This is a genomic window from Phyllobacterium myrsinacearum (assembly GCF_014138285.1).
Taxonomy (GTDB): domain Bacteria; phylum Pseudomonadota; class Alphaproteobacteria; order Rhizobiales; family Rhizobiaceae; genus Phyllobacterium; species Phyllobacterium myrsinacearum_A.
In genome coordinates this window covers 448245-465279 of record NZ_JACGXN010000002.1, presented here as the reverse complement: position 1 = coordinate 465279, position 17035 = coordinate 448245, and the positions used below count along the sequence as shown (strand labels likewise).

General features: G+C 58.6%; 14 protein-coding genes. All 14 read left to right on the top strand.

All coding sequences use genetic code 11. The annotated features are described in order from the left end of the window. Nucleotides 1–8: 8 nt before the first annotated feature. The 14 genes from FHW16_RS11815 to lpxC all read left to right on the top strand — a co-directional run bounded on the left by FHW16_RS11815 (nt 9) and on the right by lpxC (nt 16972). Nucleotides 9–1478 carry a UDP-N-acetylmuramoyl-L-alanyl-D-glutamate--2,6-diaminopimelate ligase gene (locus FHW16_RS11815; protein WP_182549378.1) on the top strand — a complete coding sequence of 490 codons (1470 nt, stop codon included), beginning with the start codon at nt 9–11 and terminating at the stop codon, nt 1476–1478. Next, nucleotides 1475–2908 carry a UDP-N-acetylmuramoylalanyl-D-glutamyl-2,6-diaminopimelate--D-alanyl-D-alanine ligase gene (locus FHW16_RS11810; RefSeq protein ID WP_182549377.1) on the top strand — a complete coding sequence of 478 codons (1434 nt, stop codon included), beginning with the start codon at nt 1475–1477 and terminating at the stop codon, nt 2906–2908. The genes FHW16_RS11815 and FHW16_RS11810 overlap by 4 nt, the downstream gene beginning before the upstream one ends. A 25-nt stretch (nt 2909–2933) precedes the next feature. Beyond that, nucleotides 2934–4016, top strand: a complete 1083-nt coding sequence (gene mraY, locus FHW16_RS11805) for a phospho-N-acetylmuramoyl-pentapeptide-transferase (protein ID WP_182549376.1) — start codon at nt 2934–2936, stop codon at nt 4014–4016. A 10-nt stretch (nt 4017–4026) separates the two neighbouring features. Continuing rightward, entirely contained in the window at nt 4027–5427 is a 1401-nt protein-coding gene (murD, locus tag FHW16_RS11800) for a UDP-N-acetylmuramoyl-L-alanine--D-glutamate ligase (protein ID WP_182549375.1), read from the top strand. Next, nucleotides 5427–6584 (top strand): putative lipid II flippase FtsW, encoded by a 1158-nt coding sequence (gene ftsW, locus FHW16_RS11795; RefSeq protein WP_182549374.1) that lies wholly within the window; start codon nt 5427–5429, stop codon nt 6582–6584. Before murD ends, ftsW begins: the two co-directional genes overlap by 1 nt. Before the next feature lie 6 nt (nt 6585–6590). Beyond that, nucleotides 6591–7700, top strand: coding sequence for an undecaprenyldiphospho-muramoylpentapeptide beta-N-acetylglucosaminyltransferase (gene murG, locus FHW16_RS11790; RefSeq protein ID WP_182549373.1), 1110 nt, complete (start codon nt 6591–6593; stop codon nt 7698–7700). Nucleotides 7701–7751: 51 nt separating this feature from the next. Then, nucleotides 7752–9152 carry a UDP-N-acetylmuramate--L-alanine ligase gene (murC, locus tag FHW16_RS11785; RefSeq protein WP_182549372.1) on the top strand — a complete coding sequence of 467 codons (1401 nt, stop codon included), beginning with the start codon at nt 7752–7754 and terminating at the stop codon, nt 9150–9152. 38 nt (nt 9153–9190) lie between these two features. Further along, nucleotides 9191–9424, top strand: coding sequence for a hypothetical protein (locus FHW16_RS11780; RefSeq protein ID WP_182549371.1), 234 nt, complete (start codon nt 9191–9193; stop codon nt 9422–9424). Nucleotides 9425–9480: 56 nt separating this feature from the next. After that, complete coding sequence (murB, locus tag FHW16_RS11775; protein WP_182549370.1) at nt 9481–10455, top strand: UDP-N-acetylmuramate dehydrogenase; 975 nt, start codon at nt 9481–9483, stop codon at nt 10453–10455. A 380-nt stretch (nt 10456–10835) separates the two neighbouring features. Beyond that, nucleotides 10836–11762: a D-alanine--D-alanine ligase gene (locus FHW16_RS11770; protein WP_182549369.1), complete on the top strand. Its 927-nt coding sequence runs from the start codon at nt 10836–10838 to the stop codon at nt 11760–11762. Further along, the gene (locus FHW16_RS11765) at nt 11750–12703 is read left to right on the top strand and encodes a cell division protein FtsQ/DivIB (protein WP_182549368.1); all 954 of its coding nucleotides are present in this window, start codon (nt 11750–11752) and stop codon (nt 12701–12703) included. Before FHW16_RS11770 ends, FHW16_RS11765 begins: the two co-directional genes overlap by 13 nt. Next, entirely contained in the window at nt 12700–14022 is a 1323-nt protein-coding gene (ftsA, locus tag FHW16_RS11760; RefSeq protein ID WP_182549367.1) for a cell division protein FtsA, read from the top strand. The genes FHW16_RS11765 and ftsA overlap by 4 nt, the downstream gene beginning before the upstream one ends. A 66-nt stretch (nt 14023–14088) precedes the next feature. After that, nucleotides 14089–15783, top strand: coding sequence for a cell division protein FtsZ (ftsZ, locus tag FHW16_RS11755; protein ID WP_182549366.1), 1695 nt, complete (start codon nt 14089–14091; stop codon nt 15781–15783). A gap of 226 nt (nt 15784–16009) precedes the next feature. Next, nucleotides 16010–16972 carry a UDP-3-O-acyl-N-acetylglucosamine deacetylase gene (gene lpxC / locus FHW16_RS11750; protein WP_246711722.1) on the top strand — a complete coding sequence of 321 codons (963 nt, stop codon included), beginning with the start codon at nt 16010–16012 and terminating at the stop codon, nt 16970–16972. Nucleotides 16973–17035: the final 63 nt, after the last annotated feature.

Below are 17035 nucleotides of genomic sequence, written 5' to 3'. Positions count from 1 at the left end.
ATTCGGTCATGAAACTGAAAGAATTGAACGGCATACCTGCCCTGGCAATCTCCGAATTCGGGGAAACGACGATCAATGGCCTGACTTCGGACTCGCGCCAGGTCAAACCGGGATTCCTCTTCGCCGCGCTGAAAGGCTCGAAGGCAGATGGCAGTGCCTATGCGGCCGACGCCGCAAAACGCGGTGCCGCGATCATCGTTGCCGCAAGCGATTCCAAGCTGAGCAATGTGTCCGCGCCAATCATCTATGTGGATGATCCACGCCGCGCGCTTGCCCTGGCAGCCGCAAGCTTTTACCGGGTACAGCCCGATGTCATGGTGGCCATTACCGGCACCAGCGGCAAGACATCCGTGGCATCCTTTACCCGCCAGATCTGGGCGAACGCCGGGTTCGCATCGGCCAGCATCGGTACGACAGGCGTGGTTTCACCGACCCGTAATGATTATGGCTCGCTGACAACACCCGATCCAGTTGAACTGCACAAGCTGCTCAGCGAACTGGTTGAAGAAGGTGTGACCCACGCTGCCATGGAAGCTTCGTCCCACGGGCTCGACCAGCGCCGCCTTGACGGTGTGAAGCTGTCGGCAGGCGCTTTCACCAATCTTGGCCGCGACCACATGGACTACCATCCGACGGTCGAGGAATATCACGCCGCCAAACTGCGGCTTTTCACGGAATTGCTGCCGAAGGGGGCGCCCGCCGTCATTTTTGCAGATGATCCCTTTTCCAAGCCTACGATTGCCGCTGCCATCGAGGCTGGTTGCAAGGTTCTGACGGTAGGTCGGAAAGGCGAATTCATCACGCTCAAGCGTGTCGAGCACGAGCGTTTCCGCCAGCACGTGGAAGTGCAGATTGCCGGCGAGATTTTTGAGATCACCCTGCCGCTCGCAGGGGATTTTCAGGTGGCCAACGGTCTTGTTGCTGCCGGGCTTGCGATTGCGACCGGTGTACCCGCTGCAGCCGCCATGCGCGGCCTTGAGCGGCTGAAAGGTGCACCGGGCCGGCTCGATCTTGTCGGAGCTACGGAAGAGGGCGCGCCAGCCTATGTCGATTATGCCCACAAACCTGATGCACTCGAAAATGTTCTGACCTCAGTCCGTCCATTCACGACAGGCCGGGTCATCGTGGTTTTCGGTTGTGGCGGCGACCGCGACAAGGGCAAGCGCCCGATGATGGGCGAAATCGCCACGCGTCTTGCCGACGTGGTTATCGTAACCGACGACAATCCGCGCTCGGAGGTAGCCGCCACCATTCGCGCCGAAATTCTTGCCGCTGCGCCGGGCGCGCGGGAGATCGGCGACCGGCATGAAGCCATTCGCGTGGCCGTAGGGATGATGAAATCCGGCGATACGCTGATTGTTGCGGGCAAAGGCCATGAAGAGGGCCAGACAGTCGGCGATGTGGTGCTGCCGTTCTCCGATCACACGGAGGTATCCCAGGCCCTGAAGGATCGCCTGTTGCGGGAGCACAATCTATGAGTTTGCTCTGGACCTCGGAGGCAATGATCGAGGCCATGAACGGCAGACCGGTCGGTACGCTGCCTGAAGGCATTACAGGTATTTCCATCGACACGCGGACCCTGCGCAAGGGAGAAGCGTTTTTCGCTATCAAGGGCGATGCGCTCGACGGTCATGACTACGCGACAGCTGCGGTGGCCGCTGGTGCGGCTCTGCTCGTTGTTGCCGAGGTGAAGCTCCCGGCGCTGGGCAAGCTGAAAACGCCGATGATCGTCGTGGACGACGTGCTTGCGGCGATGACGCGGCTCGGACTTGCGGCGCGTGAACGCTCCCACGCCCAGATCATTGCGGTGACGGGTTCCGTTGGTAAGACAACCACCAAGGAAGCGCTGCGGCATGTCCTGTCCGATTCCGGCAAGGTGCATGCCTCTGTTGCCTCATTCAACAATCACTGGGGCGTGCCGCTGACCCTTGCGCGCATGCCTGAAGATACTGATTACGGCGTCTTTGAAATCGGCATGAACCATGCGGATGAAATCCGGCCTTTGGTAAAAATGGTACGCCCGCATGTGGCGATCGTCACGCTGATTGCCCCGGCTCATCTCGGCCATTTCAGGAATCTTCAGGAAATCGCAACGGCGAAAGCCGAGATTTTTGAAGGGCTTGTGCCCGGCGGCTACGCTTTGCTCAATCGCGATGACAAGCATTACAAACTTCTGGAAACGCTCGCACACAATGCGGGTGTCGAGCATATCAAGAGCTTCGGTGAAAATGCCCGGGCGGATTATCGCCTGCGCGCACTCAAGCTGCACGATGCATGCTCCTGCATGACGGCGCGGCTTGCCGGATCGGAAGTTGTGGTCAAAATTGGCGCTCCGGGCCGGCATATCGTGCAGAATGTTCTGGCTGTGCTGGGCGCAGCGCATCTGACTGGTGCCGACATGGCCAAGGTCACACTGGCGCTGGCGTCACTCCGTCCAGAAAGTGGCCGCGGTGCCCGTCATACCCTTGAAATCGGCCGCGGAACGTTCACGCTGATCGATGAGAGCTACAATGCGAATCCGGCATCAATGCATGCGGCCATCGAACTTCTCGCTGCCGCCGTGCCCGCGGGTAAGGGGCGGCGTATCGCGGTTCTCGGCGACATGCTGGAACTCGGTAAGCAGGCACCGAAGCTTCATGCGGAGCTGGCTCCGGTCGTCGTGGCCAATCATATCAACATGGTTTTCCTAGGCGGACCCGAAATGGCGACGCTTAAAGCAGCCTTGCCGGTTGAATTTCATGCCGAATACAGGCAGAGCGTCGACGAATTGCAGTCAAATCTGCTGAAAACGATCAGGGCCGGTGATGTGATCATGATCAAATCATCGAAGGGAACCGGGTTTGCCCAGATCGTCAAGGCAATCCTGCAGAAGTACAACACCGTGGAGCCCGTCGGTCCTGCCGAATGAGCTTACGGGGATGGGGACATAGCATATGCTTTATTATCTGGCCGGTCTGGCGGAACATATCCAATTTCTGAACGTGTTCCGCTACATCACGTTCAGGACCGGCGGCGCGCTGATCACCTCGGCGCTCATCGTGTTTCTGTTTGGCCCCCGCATTATCGACTCGCTGCGCGTCCGTCAGGGACGAGGCCAGCCGATCCGCGCCGATGGTCCGCAGACCCACTTCAAGAAAGCCGGTACGCCGACCATGGGCGGCCTGATGATCATGACCGGTATCCTGATCTCCTCGCTGCTCTGGGCCAACTGGTCGAATGTCTATGTCTGGGTGGTCCTGCTGGTTGCCGTGTGTTTCGGGGCCATCGGCTTTTATGACGATTATCTCAAAGTCAGCAAACAGTCGTTCAAGGGCTTCTCCGCGCGGGCGCGCCTCGGTATCGAATTTCTTGTCGCTGCCCTTGCCGGTCTTGCCATCATGTGGGCGGGGCAGGAGCCTTTCTCCTCGTCACTGACATTCCCGTTTGCCAAGCAGTTGATCCTCAACCTCGGCATCTTCTTTATTCCCTTTGCAGCTTTTGTCATGGTTGGCGCAGGCAATGCCGTCAATTTCACCGATGGTCTCGATGGTCTTGCAACTGTTCCGGTGATGATCGCCGCCGCCTCATTCGGTGTGATTGCCTATCTCTCCGGGAATGCGATCTTTGCCGATTACCTGCAGATCCATTTCACACCGGGTACAGGTGAGCTGGCCGTTGTTCTCGGTGCCGTTATCGGCGCTGGTCTTGGTTTTCTCTGGTTCAATGCCCCGCCTGCTGCCATTTTCATGGGCGATACCGGTTCGCTGGCGCTGGGTGGTCTTATCGGTGCCGTTGCCGTTGCAACGAAACACGAAATCGTTCTGGCCATTATCGGCGGCGTGTTTGTCATGGAAGCCATGTCGGTGATCATTCAGGTTACATCGTTCAAGCTCACCGGCAAGCGCGTATTCCTGATGGCGCCAATTCACCACCATTTCGAAAAGAAGGGCTGGACCGAGAGCCAGGTCGTGATCCGTTTCTGGATCATTGCCGTCATTCTCGCGCTGATCGGCCTTTCCACACTCAAGCTCAGATAAGGCCACCTGCATGATCGCTGCCCACTCCATGAAGGACAAAACCGTCGCGCTCTTCGGGCTCGGCGGTTCGGGCATTGCGACGGCAAAGGCGATTGTTGCAGGCGGGGCCAAGGTCATTGCCTGGGATGACAATCCGGATAGTGTTGCGCGGGCGCAGAGCGCCGGTATCGGAACCGGTGATCTGCGGCTGGTAGACTGGAAGCAGTTCTCGTCGTTCGTCCTGTCGCCCGGCGTACCGTTGACCCATCCGCGCCCGCACTGGACCGTGGATCTCGCCCGGGCCGCAGGCGTTGAAATCATCGGTGACGTCGAACTCTTCGTGCGCGAGCGCAATCTGGCGCAAAAGAACAGTCCGTTTATCGCCATCACCGGTACCAATGGCAAATCGACGACCACGGCGCTGATTGCGTATATCATCAAGACATCCGGCCGCGACATGCAGCTTGGCGGTAACATCGGCACGGCCGTGATGACGCTGGAACCACCGGCGGATGGCCGCCACTATGTCGTTGAATGCTCATCTTACCAGATCGACCTCGCACCTTCGATCAATCCGACCGCCGGTATCCTGCTCAACCTCACACCGGATCATCTCGACCGGCATGGCACGATGCAGCACTATGCCGAGATCAAGGAACGTCTGGTGGCTGGAAGCGATACGGCTGTCGTCGGTATTGATGACAGCTTCTGTGCCGCCATTGCCGACCGGCTGGAGCGTGCGGGCAAGCCGGTCATCCGCATCTCCAAACGCCTGCCCATCCAGAACGGTTATTTTGCCGAAGAGGCGACGCTCTATCTGGCCGAAGACGGCACGAGAACCGCCGTCGCATCGCTGCAGGGCATCGGTTCACTGCGCGGCGAGCACAATGCCCAGAACGCACTGGCGGCCTTTGCCGCCTGCCGCTCCGTTGGTCTGTCGGTGGATGAGATCAACGCCGGCCTGAAAACCTTTCCGGGACTGGCACATCGCATGGAACAGGTGGCACGACAGGGCAAAACGCTGTTCGTCAATGATTCCAAGGCAACCAATGCGGAGGCGGCAGCGCCCGCGCTATCATCCTTCCCGCGCATCTACTGGATTGCCGGTGGCTTGCCCAAGGAAGGCGGTATTGCCTCGCTGTCAGGCTTTTTCCCGCGTATTGCCAAAGCCTATCTGATCGGCGAGGCGGCACCGCAATTCGCTGCAACGCTGGGCGAGGCGGCACCCTATGAAATTTCGGGCACGATCAGCGCTGCGGTGGAACACGCTGCGCGGGATGCGGCCAAGGACGGATCGCAGGAAGCTGTGGTCCTGCTGTCACCTGCCTGTGCCAGTTTCGACCAGTTTCAGAATTTTGAAAAACGCGGCGAGGCATTTCGCTCCGCCGTATTGGCGCTTGCGGGCGCATCACCTATCCAGGGAGCGAATTGATGGTAAGCCGCATTGACCGTGGACCCGTAGCCGACTGGTGGTGGACGATTGACCGTTTCCTGCTGGCAGCCTGTCTCAGCCTGATGGGACTTGGCATCCTTCTTTCGTTTGCCGCAAGCCCTGCCGTTGCCGAGCGCATCGGCCTTGAAAGCTTCTACTTCGTCAAGCATCAATCCATGTTCATGGTACCAGCGGTGGTGGTCATGTTCGCCGTGTCGTTCATGGCACCGCGCACCATCCGGCGCTTTGCCATTATCCTGCTCGGTCTTTCCATGGTGGCGATGGTCGGTGCCCTGTTCTTCGGCATCGAGGTCAAGGGTGCGCGGCGTTGGGTTTCACTGGCGGGTATTTCCATCCAGCCATCCGAATTCATGAAACCGGCTTTCGTGATCGTCTGTGCGTGGCTCTTTTCCGAGAACGAACGCCGCAAGGATATTCCGGGCAATTTCTTTTCCATGGTGCTGTTCGGCGTTGTTGCGGCGCTGTTGGTGGCGCAGCCTGACCTTGGCCAGACCATTCTGACTGCAATCACGTGGGGCGCCATGTTCTTCATGGCTGGTGTCCCATGGCTGTGGATCATCAGTCTTGGCGTTCTCGGTGTTGCCGGGTTCTTCGGCGCCTATACGGTTTTTCCACACGTTGCAGGCCGTATCGACCGTTTCATGACCGGTGAGGGTGACACGTTCCAGGTGGATGCAGGACGCGAAGCGATCATCCGCGGCGGCTGGCTCGGGCAAGGGCCCGGCGAAGGCACGATCAAGCGTATCATTCCCGACAGCCATACGGACTTCATCTTCTCGGTGACAGCCGAGGAATACGGTATTGCGCTCTGCCTGCTGATTGTTCTGATCTTTGCCTTTATCGTGGTTCGTGGCCTGTCGATCGCGCTGAAGGAGCGGGACGATTTCACCCGGCTTGCCGTATCCGGCCTCGTCATCCTGTTCGGCTTCCAGTCGATCATCAATATGTCGGTGAATCTGCATCTGATGCCTGCAAAGGGCATGACGCTGCCCTTCATTTCCTACGGTGGTTCGTCACTCATATCGGTGGCGATCTCGACAGGATTGCTGCTGGCTCTGACAAGGCGCAGACCGGAGGGGAGGCGCTCGGCAACGCTGGCGAATTCGAAAACACCGTCGCTCGTCAACGCAGTCTGATCGCCGATGTCAAAGGGTATTATTGTTTTATGTGCCGGCGGCACGGGTGGTCATCTGTTTCCGGCGGAAGCTCTGGCGCATGAACTGATTGCGCGCGGATGGGATATTCATCTGGTGACCGACGATCGTGCGGAGCGATTCGCGGGAAGTTTTCCGGCCAAGGAAATTCATGTGGTGCGTTCGGCAACCATCGGCGGGCGCAACCCGCTTTCTCTCGCCCGGACCTTCTGGAGGCTCTGGCAGGGCAATCTCGATTCCCGCAAACTGTTCCGTCGCCTGAAACCGAAACTTGTCGCAGGCTTCGGCGGCTATCCGACCCTGCCGCCGCTCTATGCGGCTACGGCACTGAAAATCCCGTCGCTTATTCACGAACAGAACGCTGTCATGGGGCGCGCCAACAGGGCACTGGCTGCTCGCGTCAATGCCATAGCTGGCGGGTTTCTGCCGCAGGGCGAGGGACCCCATGCCGGCAAGATCGTGGTGACGGGCAATCCCATCCGCCCGGCGGTGCTGGCGGAAGTCGGCAAGCCGTACAAGGCATCGCAGGCGCATCAGCCGTTTCATTTCCTGGTGTTCGGCGGCAGTCAGGGCGCGTCTTACTTTTCAACGGCCATTCCCGCAGCCATCCAGCTTTTGTCGCCGGAGGATCGTGCCCGTCTGGTGCTGACACAGCAGGCACGGGCCGAGGACGAGGCGCAGGTTCGTGCCGCCTATCAGGCGATGGGCGTGAAGGCGGACGTTGCGCCATTCTTCAAGGATATGCCGCGCCGCATCGCAGATGCGCATTTCGTCATGTCGCGTGCAGGCGCGTCGACCGTGTCGGAAATCGCCGCTATCGGCCGCCCGGCCATTCTGGTTCCGTTGCCGCATGCGCTTGATGACGATCAGGCGGCCAATGCAGCTGCATTGAAGGCGGCAGGCGGAGCCGATGTCATCAAGCAGTCGGAGCTTTCGCCGGAGCGGATCGCCGATATCCTGACCAGTGCCATGCACGAACCGACGCGGCTCGCATTTATTGCGGAAAAAGCCCGTTCAACGGGCAAGCCTGATGCTGCAAGGTTGCTTGCTGATGTCACAGAGGCTATTGCATCCGGCCAATCCCTTACGGTGAGATGAGTTCAGCATGATCTCGTCTCCTTCTGAAGTTTTCAAAAAAGGAGTGCGTCCATGAAGATGCCGCTCAACATCGGCCTTGTTCATTTCATCGGTATCGGCGGTATCGGCATGAGCGGCATTGCCGAAGTCCTGCACAATCTTGGTTACAAGGTTCAGGGTTCCGATCAGGCGGACAGCGCCAATGTGCAGCGTCTGCGTGAAAAGGGCATCGAGGTCTTTGTCGGCCACAATGCGGATAATCTCGGTGATGCCGAAGTTATCGTCGTGTCGACGGCGATCAAGAAGAGCAATCCGGAACTCGCCGCCGCGCGCGAAAAGCTGCTGCCCATCGTGCGCCGTGCGGAAATGCTGGCGGAACTCATGCGCTTTCGTCAGGCTGTTGCGATCGGCGGCACCCATGGCAAGACCACGACCACCTCGATGGTGGCAACACTGCTTGATGCGGGCAATCTCGATCCCACGGTCATCAACGGGGGTATCATCAATGCCTACGGCACCAATGCCCGCATGGGTGCCGGTGAATGGATGGTGGTGGAAGCTGATGAGAGCGATGGCACATTCCTGAAGCTGCCTGCTGACATCGCCGTGGTTACCAATATAGATCCGGAACATCTTGATCATTACGGTACGTTCGACCGGGTGCGCGAGGCTTTCCGTCAGTTCGTCGAGAACGTGCCGTTCTACGGCTTTGGCGTCATGTGCCTGGATCATCCGGAAGTGCAGTCACTGGTGTCGCGCATCGAGGATCGCCGGGTCATCACCTATGGTGAAAACCCGCAGGCCGATGTGCGTTTCGTCAATCTCGTGGTCGACGGGCCGACGTCGCAGTTCGATGTGCAGATTTCGAAGCGCAAAACCGGCGAAATCACTGAAATCAAAGGCCTGCGGCTGCCCATGCCCGGCAAGCACAATGTATCAAACGCGACTGCGGCGATTGCCGTGGCGCATGAACTCGGCATTTCGGCTGACGACATCAAGAAGGGCCTGTCTTCCTTTGGCGGCGTGAAGCGCCGCTTTACCCATACTGGTGCGTGGAACGGCGTCGACATATTCGACGACTATGGCCATCACCCGGTCGAGATCAAGGCGGTGTTGAAAGCTGCGCGCGATTCTGCCAAGGGCCGGGTCATCGCGGTTGTCCAGCCGCATCGCTTTACCCGTCTGGCCAGCCTGTTCGATGAGTTCGCGGCGTGTTTCAACGATGCGGATACGGTTGTCGTCGCGCCCGTCTATACGGCGGGGGAAGACCCTATCGAGGGTGTGACATCCGAAGCTCTGGTTTCTCGCATCAGGACAGCGGCACACCGTGACGCGCGCTACATCAACGGTCCGCAGGAAATCGCACCATTGATTGCATCAATCGCCAAGCCCGACGATTTCGTGATTTTTCTGGGTGCCGGCAACATCACCCAGTGGGCCTATGCCTTGCCAAAAGAGCTGGCTGCGCTTTAGAGCATTCTCCGGCCATAGTGACCTATTCTGACGGAGGAATGTTGGGCCAAGATCAAGCAAAGACAGGAAGGCCCGCACTCTTCGTGCGGGCGAGTGGCTTTGCGCCGGAATTGGCGCATCGGGCCCCGTCCCTTCAGGTTTCCGGCTGGCGGACACCCACTTTGTCAGGCGGCGTCGCCCGATGGAAAGACATCGGCCTCGCCACCTTCCGCGTGGACTGTCTCGCCATCCGGGAAACAGAATATGGCCAATATGGCCGGAAAATGCTCTAATTTCGCGGCTGCGCGGGACCCTCTGCGTCTCGCGCCATAACTGCTGGAAGGATATCATGTCTTCAAGGATTGACGGCGAGGCCCTGCTTGGCAAGCTCGGGGATCGTTTCTCGGGGCTGCGCGGGCGTCTGACGCCCAATATGGGGATGGAAAAGGTCACCTGGTTCCGCGCCGGCGGCCCGGCGGAAGTCATGTTCCAGCCCGCCGATGAAGAAGACCTTGCTGCCTTCCTGCAAGCTGTCCCCGAGGAGTATCCGATCCTTGTCGTCGGCATCGGTTCCAACCTTCTGGTGCGGGATGGCGGCGTGCCGGGTTTTGTCGTTCGTCTGTCCGCCAAGGGCTTTGGCGAGGTCGAGCGCGTTGGCGATACGCAACTGCGGGCAGGGGCTGCAACGCCCGACAAGCGGCTTGCCGCAACTGCGCTTGAAGCGAAGATTGCCGGTTTCCATTTTTACCATGGGATTCCAGGCGGACTGGGCGGTGCGCTGCGCATGAACGCCGGTGCCAATGGCGTCGAAACGCGGGAACGGGTTGTCGAGGTGCGTGCGCTGGACCGCAAGGGCAATGTACACATCCTGTCCAATGCCGACATGGGCTATGCCTATCGCCATTCCGGTGCTGCCAAGGACCTGATCTTCACCTCCGCGCTGCTGGAAGGCACACCCGGCGAAACCTACGAGATACAGGCCGCTATGAACGCGGTGCAGCAGCACCGCGAGACAGTGCAGCCAATCCGGGAGAAGACCGGCGGTTCAACGTTCAAGAACCCTGAAGGCACCTCCGCGTGGAAGGAAATCGATGCGGCCGGCGGGCGTGGCCTGATGATTGGCGGGGCGCAAATGTCGCCGATGCACTGCAATTTCATGATCAATACGGGCACCGCCACCGGTCATGACCTGGAAACGCTCGGGGAGACAATCCGTTCGCGCGTGCTGCAGAATTCCGGCATCCACCTGCACTGGGAAATCAAGCGTTTGGGACTTTTCCGTCCCGGACAGGAAGTCCAGGAGTATCTGGGCCAGCTTTTGTAGAAAAAACCGAAATTTTTTTTACAATGAATCAGGGGCGCGTTTGCCTCTGATTTTGTTTCCGAAATTGAATCGCAAACACTTTTTTTTACGCCAAATTTCATTGTTGAATCAAAGGGGACTTGTCACGGAATCAACTCTCTGATTCTTTAGGGGCAAGCGTTAACTGATTTGAGTCGGCTGATTTTGTCAGCCTCGGGTGCCTGCGGTCTTGATCGCCGGGCTTGTGGAGACTCACGTTCTTTTTTCGCCGCGCAGAACCCTGAAAATCGCTTCGATTTTGGAGAGGGTTATGCGCTGACAAAGGATGCTGCTGCGTCCTTTGTGCATCCGGGCGATGCACGGCGCAGTAGTGATGGGGATGTGTACAAGGGGTTGCCTCCATGGCGAAAAAGCATGTTGCGATGCTGATGGGCGGATTTTCATCGGAGCGTCCGGTGAGTCTCTCCTCGGGCAATGCCTGCGCCGATGCTTTGGAAGCCGAAGGCTATCAGATCACCCGTGTTGATGTGACCCGGGACATTGCCAGTGTGCTCGCTGAACTCCGTCCCGATGTGGCCTTCAATGCGCTTCATGGCCCGTTTGGTGAAGATGGTACGATCCAGGGTATCCTTGAATATCTGGAAATTCCCTATACCCATTCCGGTGTGCTCGCTTCGGCACTGGCCATGAACAAGGAACAGGCCAAGACTGTCGCCAAGGCGGCCGGTATTCCCGTGGCTGAAGCCAGGGTGATGAGCCGATTCGATTTCACGACGAAGCATCCGATGAAGCCGCCCTATGTGGTCAAGCCCGTAAACGAGGGGTCGAGCTTCGGTGTTGTCATCGTCAAGGAGGATCAGTCGCATCCGCCGCAGGTGATCACGTCCGCCGAATGGAAATATGGCAGCACTATCATGGTCGAGCGCTACGTTCACGGGCGGGAGTTGACCTGTGCCGTCATGGGCGATGTGGCAATCGGGGTGTGCGAAATCATCCCTGTGGGGCATCAGTTCTACGATTATGATTCAAAATATGTTGCAGGCGGATCAAATCATGTGTGTCCGGCTAAAATTTCACTAAAAATTTACCAAAAAATACAAACACTAGCACTCAAGGCGCATCAGGCAATTGGATGTAAAGGGATTAGCCGGTCGGACTTCCGTTACGACGACCGTTTTTCCGAAGATGGTGAACTGATTTGGCTCGAGGTAAACACTCAGCCGGGCATGACTCCAACATCCCTTGTACCTGATATCGCCAAAGCTGCGGGGCATACCTTCGGTGAATTGTTGAGTTGGATGGTGGAGGACGCATCGTGTTTGCGTTGAAGGGCAAAAAAGTTCACCCGCGGGGTGTAGCGCCGGTGTCTTCGGACAGGCCGTCGTACACCTATGGGGCTTTTGGCCGTTTCCGATTCGTCCTGCCGAAATTCCTGCGCAAGCCCGTGCGTGTCTTTACCCGCATGGTCGAGGGCGAGGTTCATATACCGAACCATACCGGGACCCTCGGTGCCGTGGTTTTTCTGGCTCTGACAGGTGCTTACGGTGCCATTCTCGGTGGTCATGCCCCCGAGGTGGTCAAGGTTACGACCTCGACCTTCGGTTTTGCCATTGAAGATGTGAAAGTGGTCGGCAACAAGGAGACCTCCGAGATCGACGTGCTCGGTGCTCTTGGTCTTGATGGCGAGACTTCACTGGTCGGTCTGAGCGCAGCCGATGCGCAAAAGGCCGTCGCAACCTTACCCTGGGTCGAATCCGTCGATGTGTTCAAGGTCTACCCGAACACGATCCAGATTTCGATTCACGAGCGGTCCGCGCTGGCAGTCTGGCAGAACGGCGATGACCTCTCGGTTATCGATGCTGACGGCCGCGTCATCGTTCCCTATTCCGCCGGCCGCCATTCAGCTCTGCCGCTGATCATGGGCGCCGGTGCCGACAAGCAGGCGAAGATACTGTTTGCGCAGATTGCAGCGTTTCCGGATGTCGTTTCACAGGTCAAGGCCTATGCCCGGGTGGCTGACCGGCGCTGGGATCTGATCCTGAAGAACGGCGTGACAGTGAAGTTGCCGGAGTTCCGTATTGACCAGGCGCTTGCGGATATTGTTGCCATGGACCGGAAGGACGGGCTCCTGTCCCGGGCGATCTCGTCCGTGGATATGCGGCTTGCCGACAGAGTTGTTTTGAAGCTGACGCCAGATGCGATGGTTCAGCGTGTAGAGTTTTTGAAGGCGCGAGACAAAGCGCCTAAGCGTTCGGAGAAGCGTATATGAGTATTCTGAACGGTAAGAGCACGTCGACTGGAGCTGCTTCCGCAAAACGGACGCGGTCTTTGACGGTTCTTGATATTGGTTCAAGCAAGGTGTGCTGCATCATCGCCCGGCTGCGTCCGCGCGAGGAAAGCGCGCACCTGCCCGGCCGCACGCATCGCATCGAGGTGCTCGGCATCGGCCACCAGAAGTCACGCGGCATCAAATCAGGCGTGATCGTCAATCTGGATGCGGCGGAACAGGCCATCCGCCTGGCTGTCGATGCGGCCGAACGCATGGCTGGCCTGACCGTCGATTCGATGATTGTCAATATTTCCGCCGGGCGCCTGAAGAGCGAAAGCTTTTCCGCCAGCATCAATCTGGGCGGACATGAAGTCGATCAGTCCGATATCCGCCGGGTGCTTGCTGCCGGTGCCAAGCAGGCGCTGGCAACGGAGCGTCACCTCGTGCATTCGCTGCCGATCGGCTATGCGCTCGATGGTGAGAAGGGTATTCGTGATCCGCTTGGCATGATCGGGGATACACTCGGTGTCGAGATGCATGTGCTGACAGCCGACGCGGCGCCATTGCGCAATCTGGAACTGTGCGTCAACCGCTGCCACCTTTCGGTCGAAGCGATGATTGCAACCCCTTATGCCAGTGGCCTTTCAGCCCTCGTCGATGACGAAGCGGAAATGGGTGCTGCCTGCATCGACATGGGCGGCGGCACCACGACGATTTCCGTATTCTCTGAAGGCAAGTTCATTCATGCGGACGCCATCGCCATCGGCGGCAACCACGTCACGATGGATGTGGCTCGCGGTCTCTCCGCCCATATGGACGATGCGGAGCGTCTGAAGGTCATGCACGGTTCGGCCCTGCCGAGTGCAGCCGATGACCGGGATCTCATCAGCGTCTCGCCGCTCGGCAATGACGGACGTGATGTCCCCAATCAATATCCACGCGCGGTGCTGACACGCATCATCCGGGCGCGTGTTGAAGAGACACTGGAATTGGCACGCGATCGCCTGAACCAGTCCGGCTACGGCCAGATTGTCGGCAAGCGTGTTGTCCTGACAGGTGGAGCCAGCCAGTTGGCCGGCTTGCCTGAAGTGGCGCGCCGTATCCTGGCCCGCAACGTACGTATTGGCCGTCCTCTGGGTGTTACGGGGCTTCCCGAAGCCGCCAAGGGGCCAGCTTTCTCCGCAGCGGTGGGTCTGTTGATCTATCCGCAGGTGGCAGGAATTGAGGAGCGTTCTGTAAAGGCCGGTTCATCATCGCTGATGACAGGTACGGGTGGGCGTTTTCAGCGTATCGGCCAGTGGCTGAAAGAGAGTTTTTGATCAATCCGGGGAAACCCAAAAAAGATACCGCGGCGGCGAAGCGGTAAAGGAAAAAGGAACAAACAAATGAGCATCAATCTGCAAAAGCCGGACATTACCGAGCTTAAGCCCCGGATCACCGTATTTGGTGTTGGCGGTGGCGGTGGCAACGCGGTCAATAACATGATCAATGCCGGTTTGCGCGGTGTTGAGTTTGTTGTGGCCAATACGGACGCCCAGGCGCTGTCGCAGTCAAAGGCTGAACGTCTTATTCAGCTTGGTGCTGCGGTAACCGAAGGTCTCGGCGCTGGTTCGCAGCCGGAAGTCGGCCGTGCGGCGGCTGAAGAATGCATCGATGAAATCAACGATCACCTGCAGGGCACGCACATGTGCTTCGTAACCGCAGGCATGGGTGGCGGTACCGGTACCGGTGCAGCGCCCGTCGTTGCCCGCGCCGCACGTGAAAAAGGCATCCTGACGGTTGGTGTCGTCACCAAGCCTTTCCATTTCGAAGGTCAGCGCCGCATGCGCACCGCCGACATGGGTATCGAGGACCTGCAGAAGAACGTCGATACACTGATCGTCATTCCAAACCAGAACCTCTTCCGCATCGCCAATGACAAGACGACCTTTGCCGATGCCTTCGCCATGGCTGATCAGGTTCTTTACTCCGGTGTTGCCTGCATCACCGACCTGATGGTCAAGGAAGGCCTGATCAATCTCGATTTTGCCGACGTTCGTTCGGTCATGCGCGAGATGGGCAAGGCGATGATGGGCACGGGCGAGGCATCCGGTGACGGTCGCGCCATGGCCGCTGCCGAAGCTGCAATTGCCAACCCGCTGCTTGACGAAACCTCCATGCGCGGTGCCAAGGGTCTCTTGATCTCGATCACCGGTGGCCGTGACATGACGCTGTTCGAGGTGGACGAAGCTGCAACCCGCATCCGCGAAGAAGTCGACCAGGATGCCAACATCATCCTCGGCGCAACCTTCGACGAAAGCCTGGAAGGCATCATCCGCGTTTCGGTCGTGGCAACAGGTATCGACAAGCAGCTGGGAGAGTCGGCCCCTGCGCCGATCGAATTTCGCCAGCCGATGAAGCCGATCGCCAAGCCTGTCCAGCAGCCAGCTGCCCGGGTAGAAACCGTTGCACCACGTCCTGTCGTGCAGCAGCCAGCTGCTCGCATCACAGATCCTGTCGCCGACGCCATTCGCGCCGCCGAAATGGAAATGCCGCAGCGTGCACCACAGCCTGCCGAACAGGAATTCCGTCCGCAGAGCCGCATTTTCCAGGCTCCTGCTCCGGAAGTGTTTGATGCACCGGTTGCCGCAGCTCCGCAGCAGCCCGTTCATCAGCCTGTAGCACAGCCGCAGGTTGCGATGCAGGCAGCACCGGCTCCACAGCCAGCTCCGGCACCACGCATGCCAAACGTTGCTGACTTCCCGCCAGTTGTTCAGGCTGAACTGAATGCTCGCGATCATGGCCGTGACCAGGCATCCTATGACAGCCACGAAGACCGCGGCCCGATGGGTCTTCTGAAGCGCCTGACCGCTGGCCTGACCCGCCGCGACGATGACACTGCACGGCTTGAGCCAGCGCAGCCACGTGAACCGGCCATGCGCCCGGCAGAGCCACGCCGTCCGCTGTCGCAGGATGCGTCGATCTATGCACCACGCCGTGGTCAGCTTGACGAACAGGGCCGTGTTCAGCCCCAGTCACGCCAGTCGTCGGAAGATGACCAGCTGGAAATCCCGGCGTTCCTGCGCCGTCAGGCCAACTGATCCGATCACGTATTATTAAGAAATATGAAACCCGCCATTGCCTCAATGGCGGGTTTTTTCTTTCAAACTATTGAAAAAGCTTGGGAACGACCTCATTTTTGCCCGAGCAGCATGGTTATGCGGCTGTAGAAACCGTGATTTTGTCTGGTGCCATGACAACTGTATCTTGCGGCGCAAAATAGCCGTGGTTCAGTTTGATTCTGACAAAGCGGCGCAGATCGAATTTATGATGACATTGACAAATCAGGGGCCCCAGTTGCGCGACTATCAAATGACCATTGCAGAACCGGTCTCGCTCTCGGGTATTGGCGTGCATAGCGGCACGCCTGTCAGCATGACCTTTTTGCCCTCGGACGCCAATACCGGGATTGTGTTTCACAGGATCGATCCCGCTGGAACCAGCCATGCAATCAGGGCGCTGGTTTCAGAAGTCGGCACAACGGATCTGAGCACAACCCTCGCCAACCGGGATGGTGTGACCATCAGCACGGTTGAACACGTCATGGCGGCGATAGCAGGGGCAGGAATCGACAATCTCATTATCGAGATTGACGGGCCGGAAGTGCCGATCGTCGATGGCACATCGGCCGCTTTCCTTGCGGCCTTTGATCAGGCTGGATTTGCGCCCCAGACAGCCAAGCGCCGCTTCATTCGTGTTCTGAAACCATCGCGGATTGAAGCCGGAGAATCGTGGGCGGAGTTTCTGCCCTATGATGGCACGCGCTACGAGGTGGAGATCGATTTCGAAACGCCTGTGATCGGCAGACAGACCTTTTCCGGTGATATGAGCGAGGCGGTTTTCCGCGACGAGATCTCCCGTGCCCGGACCTTCGGGTTCATGCGGGATGTGGAAAAGCTCTGGGCGGCGGGGCTGGCACTTGCGTCATCACTTGATAACTCGCTCGTCATTGGTGACGACAACAATGTCATCAATCCCGGCGGACTGCGTTTCAGGGATGAATTCGTCAGGCACAAGACCCTCGATGCCGTCGGGGATCTCGCTCTGGCGGGGGCGCCGTTCATCGGCTGCTTCCGCTCTCATCGCGGCGGCCATCGCCTGAACGCCATGGCTCTTCGCGCGCTGCTGGCTGACCATTCGGCGTTTGAAATCGTCGAGGCGGCGGGACATGACCGCGGCGCACCGCTGATTGCAGTCAATGCGCCGGTGTTTGCCCCGTGGGCTGTTTAGCTATTCCGACCCGATAGTTTTGCATGGCATATTGATGGTGAGCTTGTCGAACCACGAACCGCG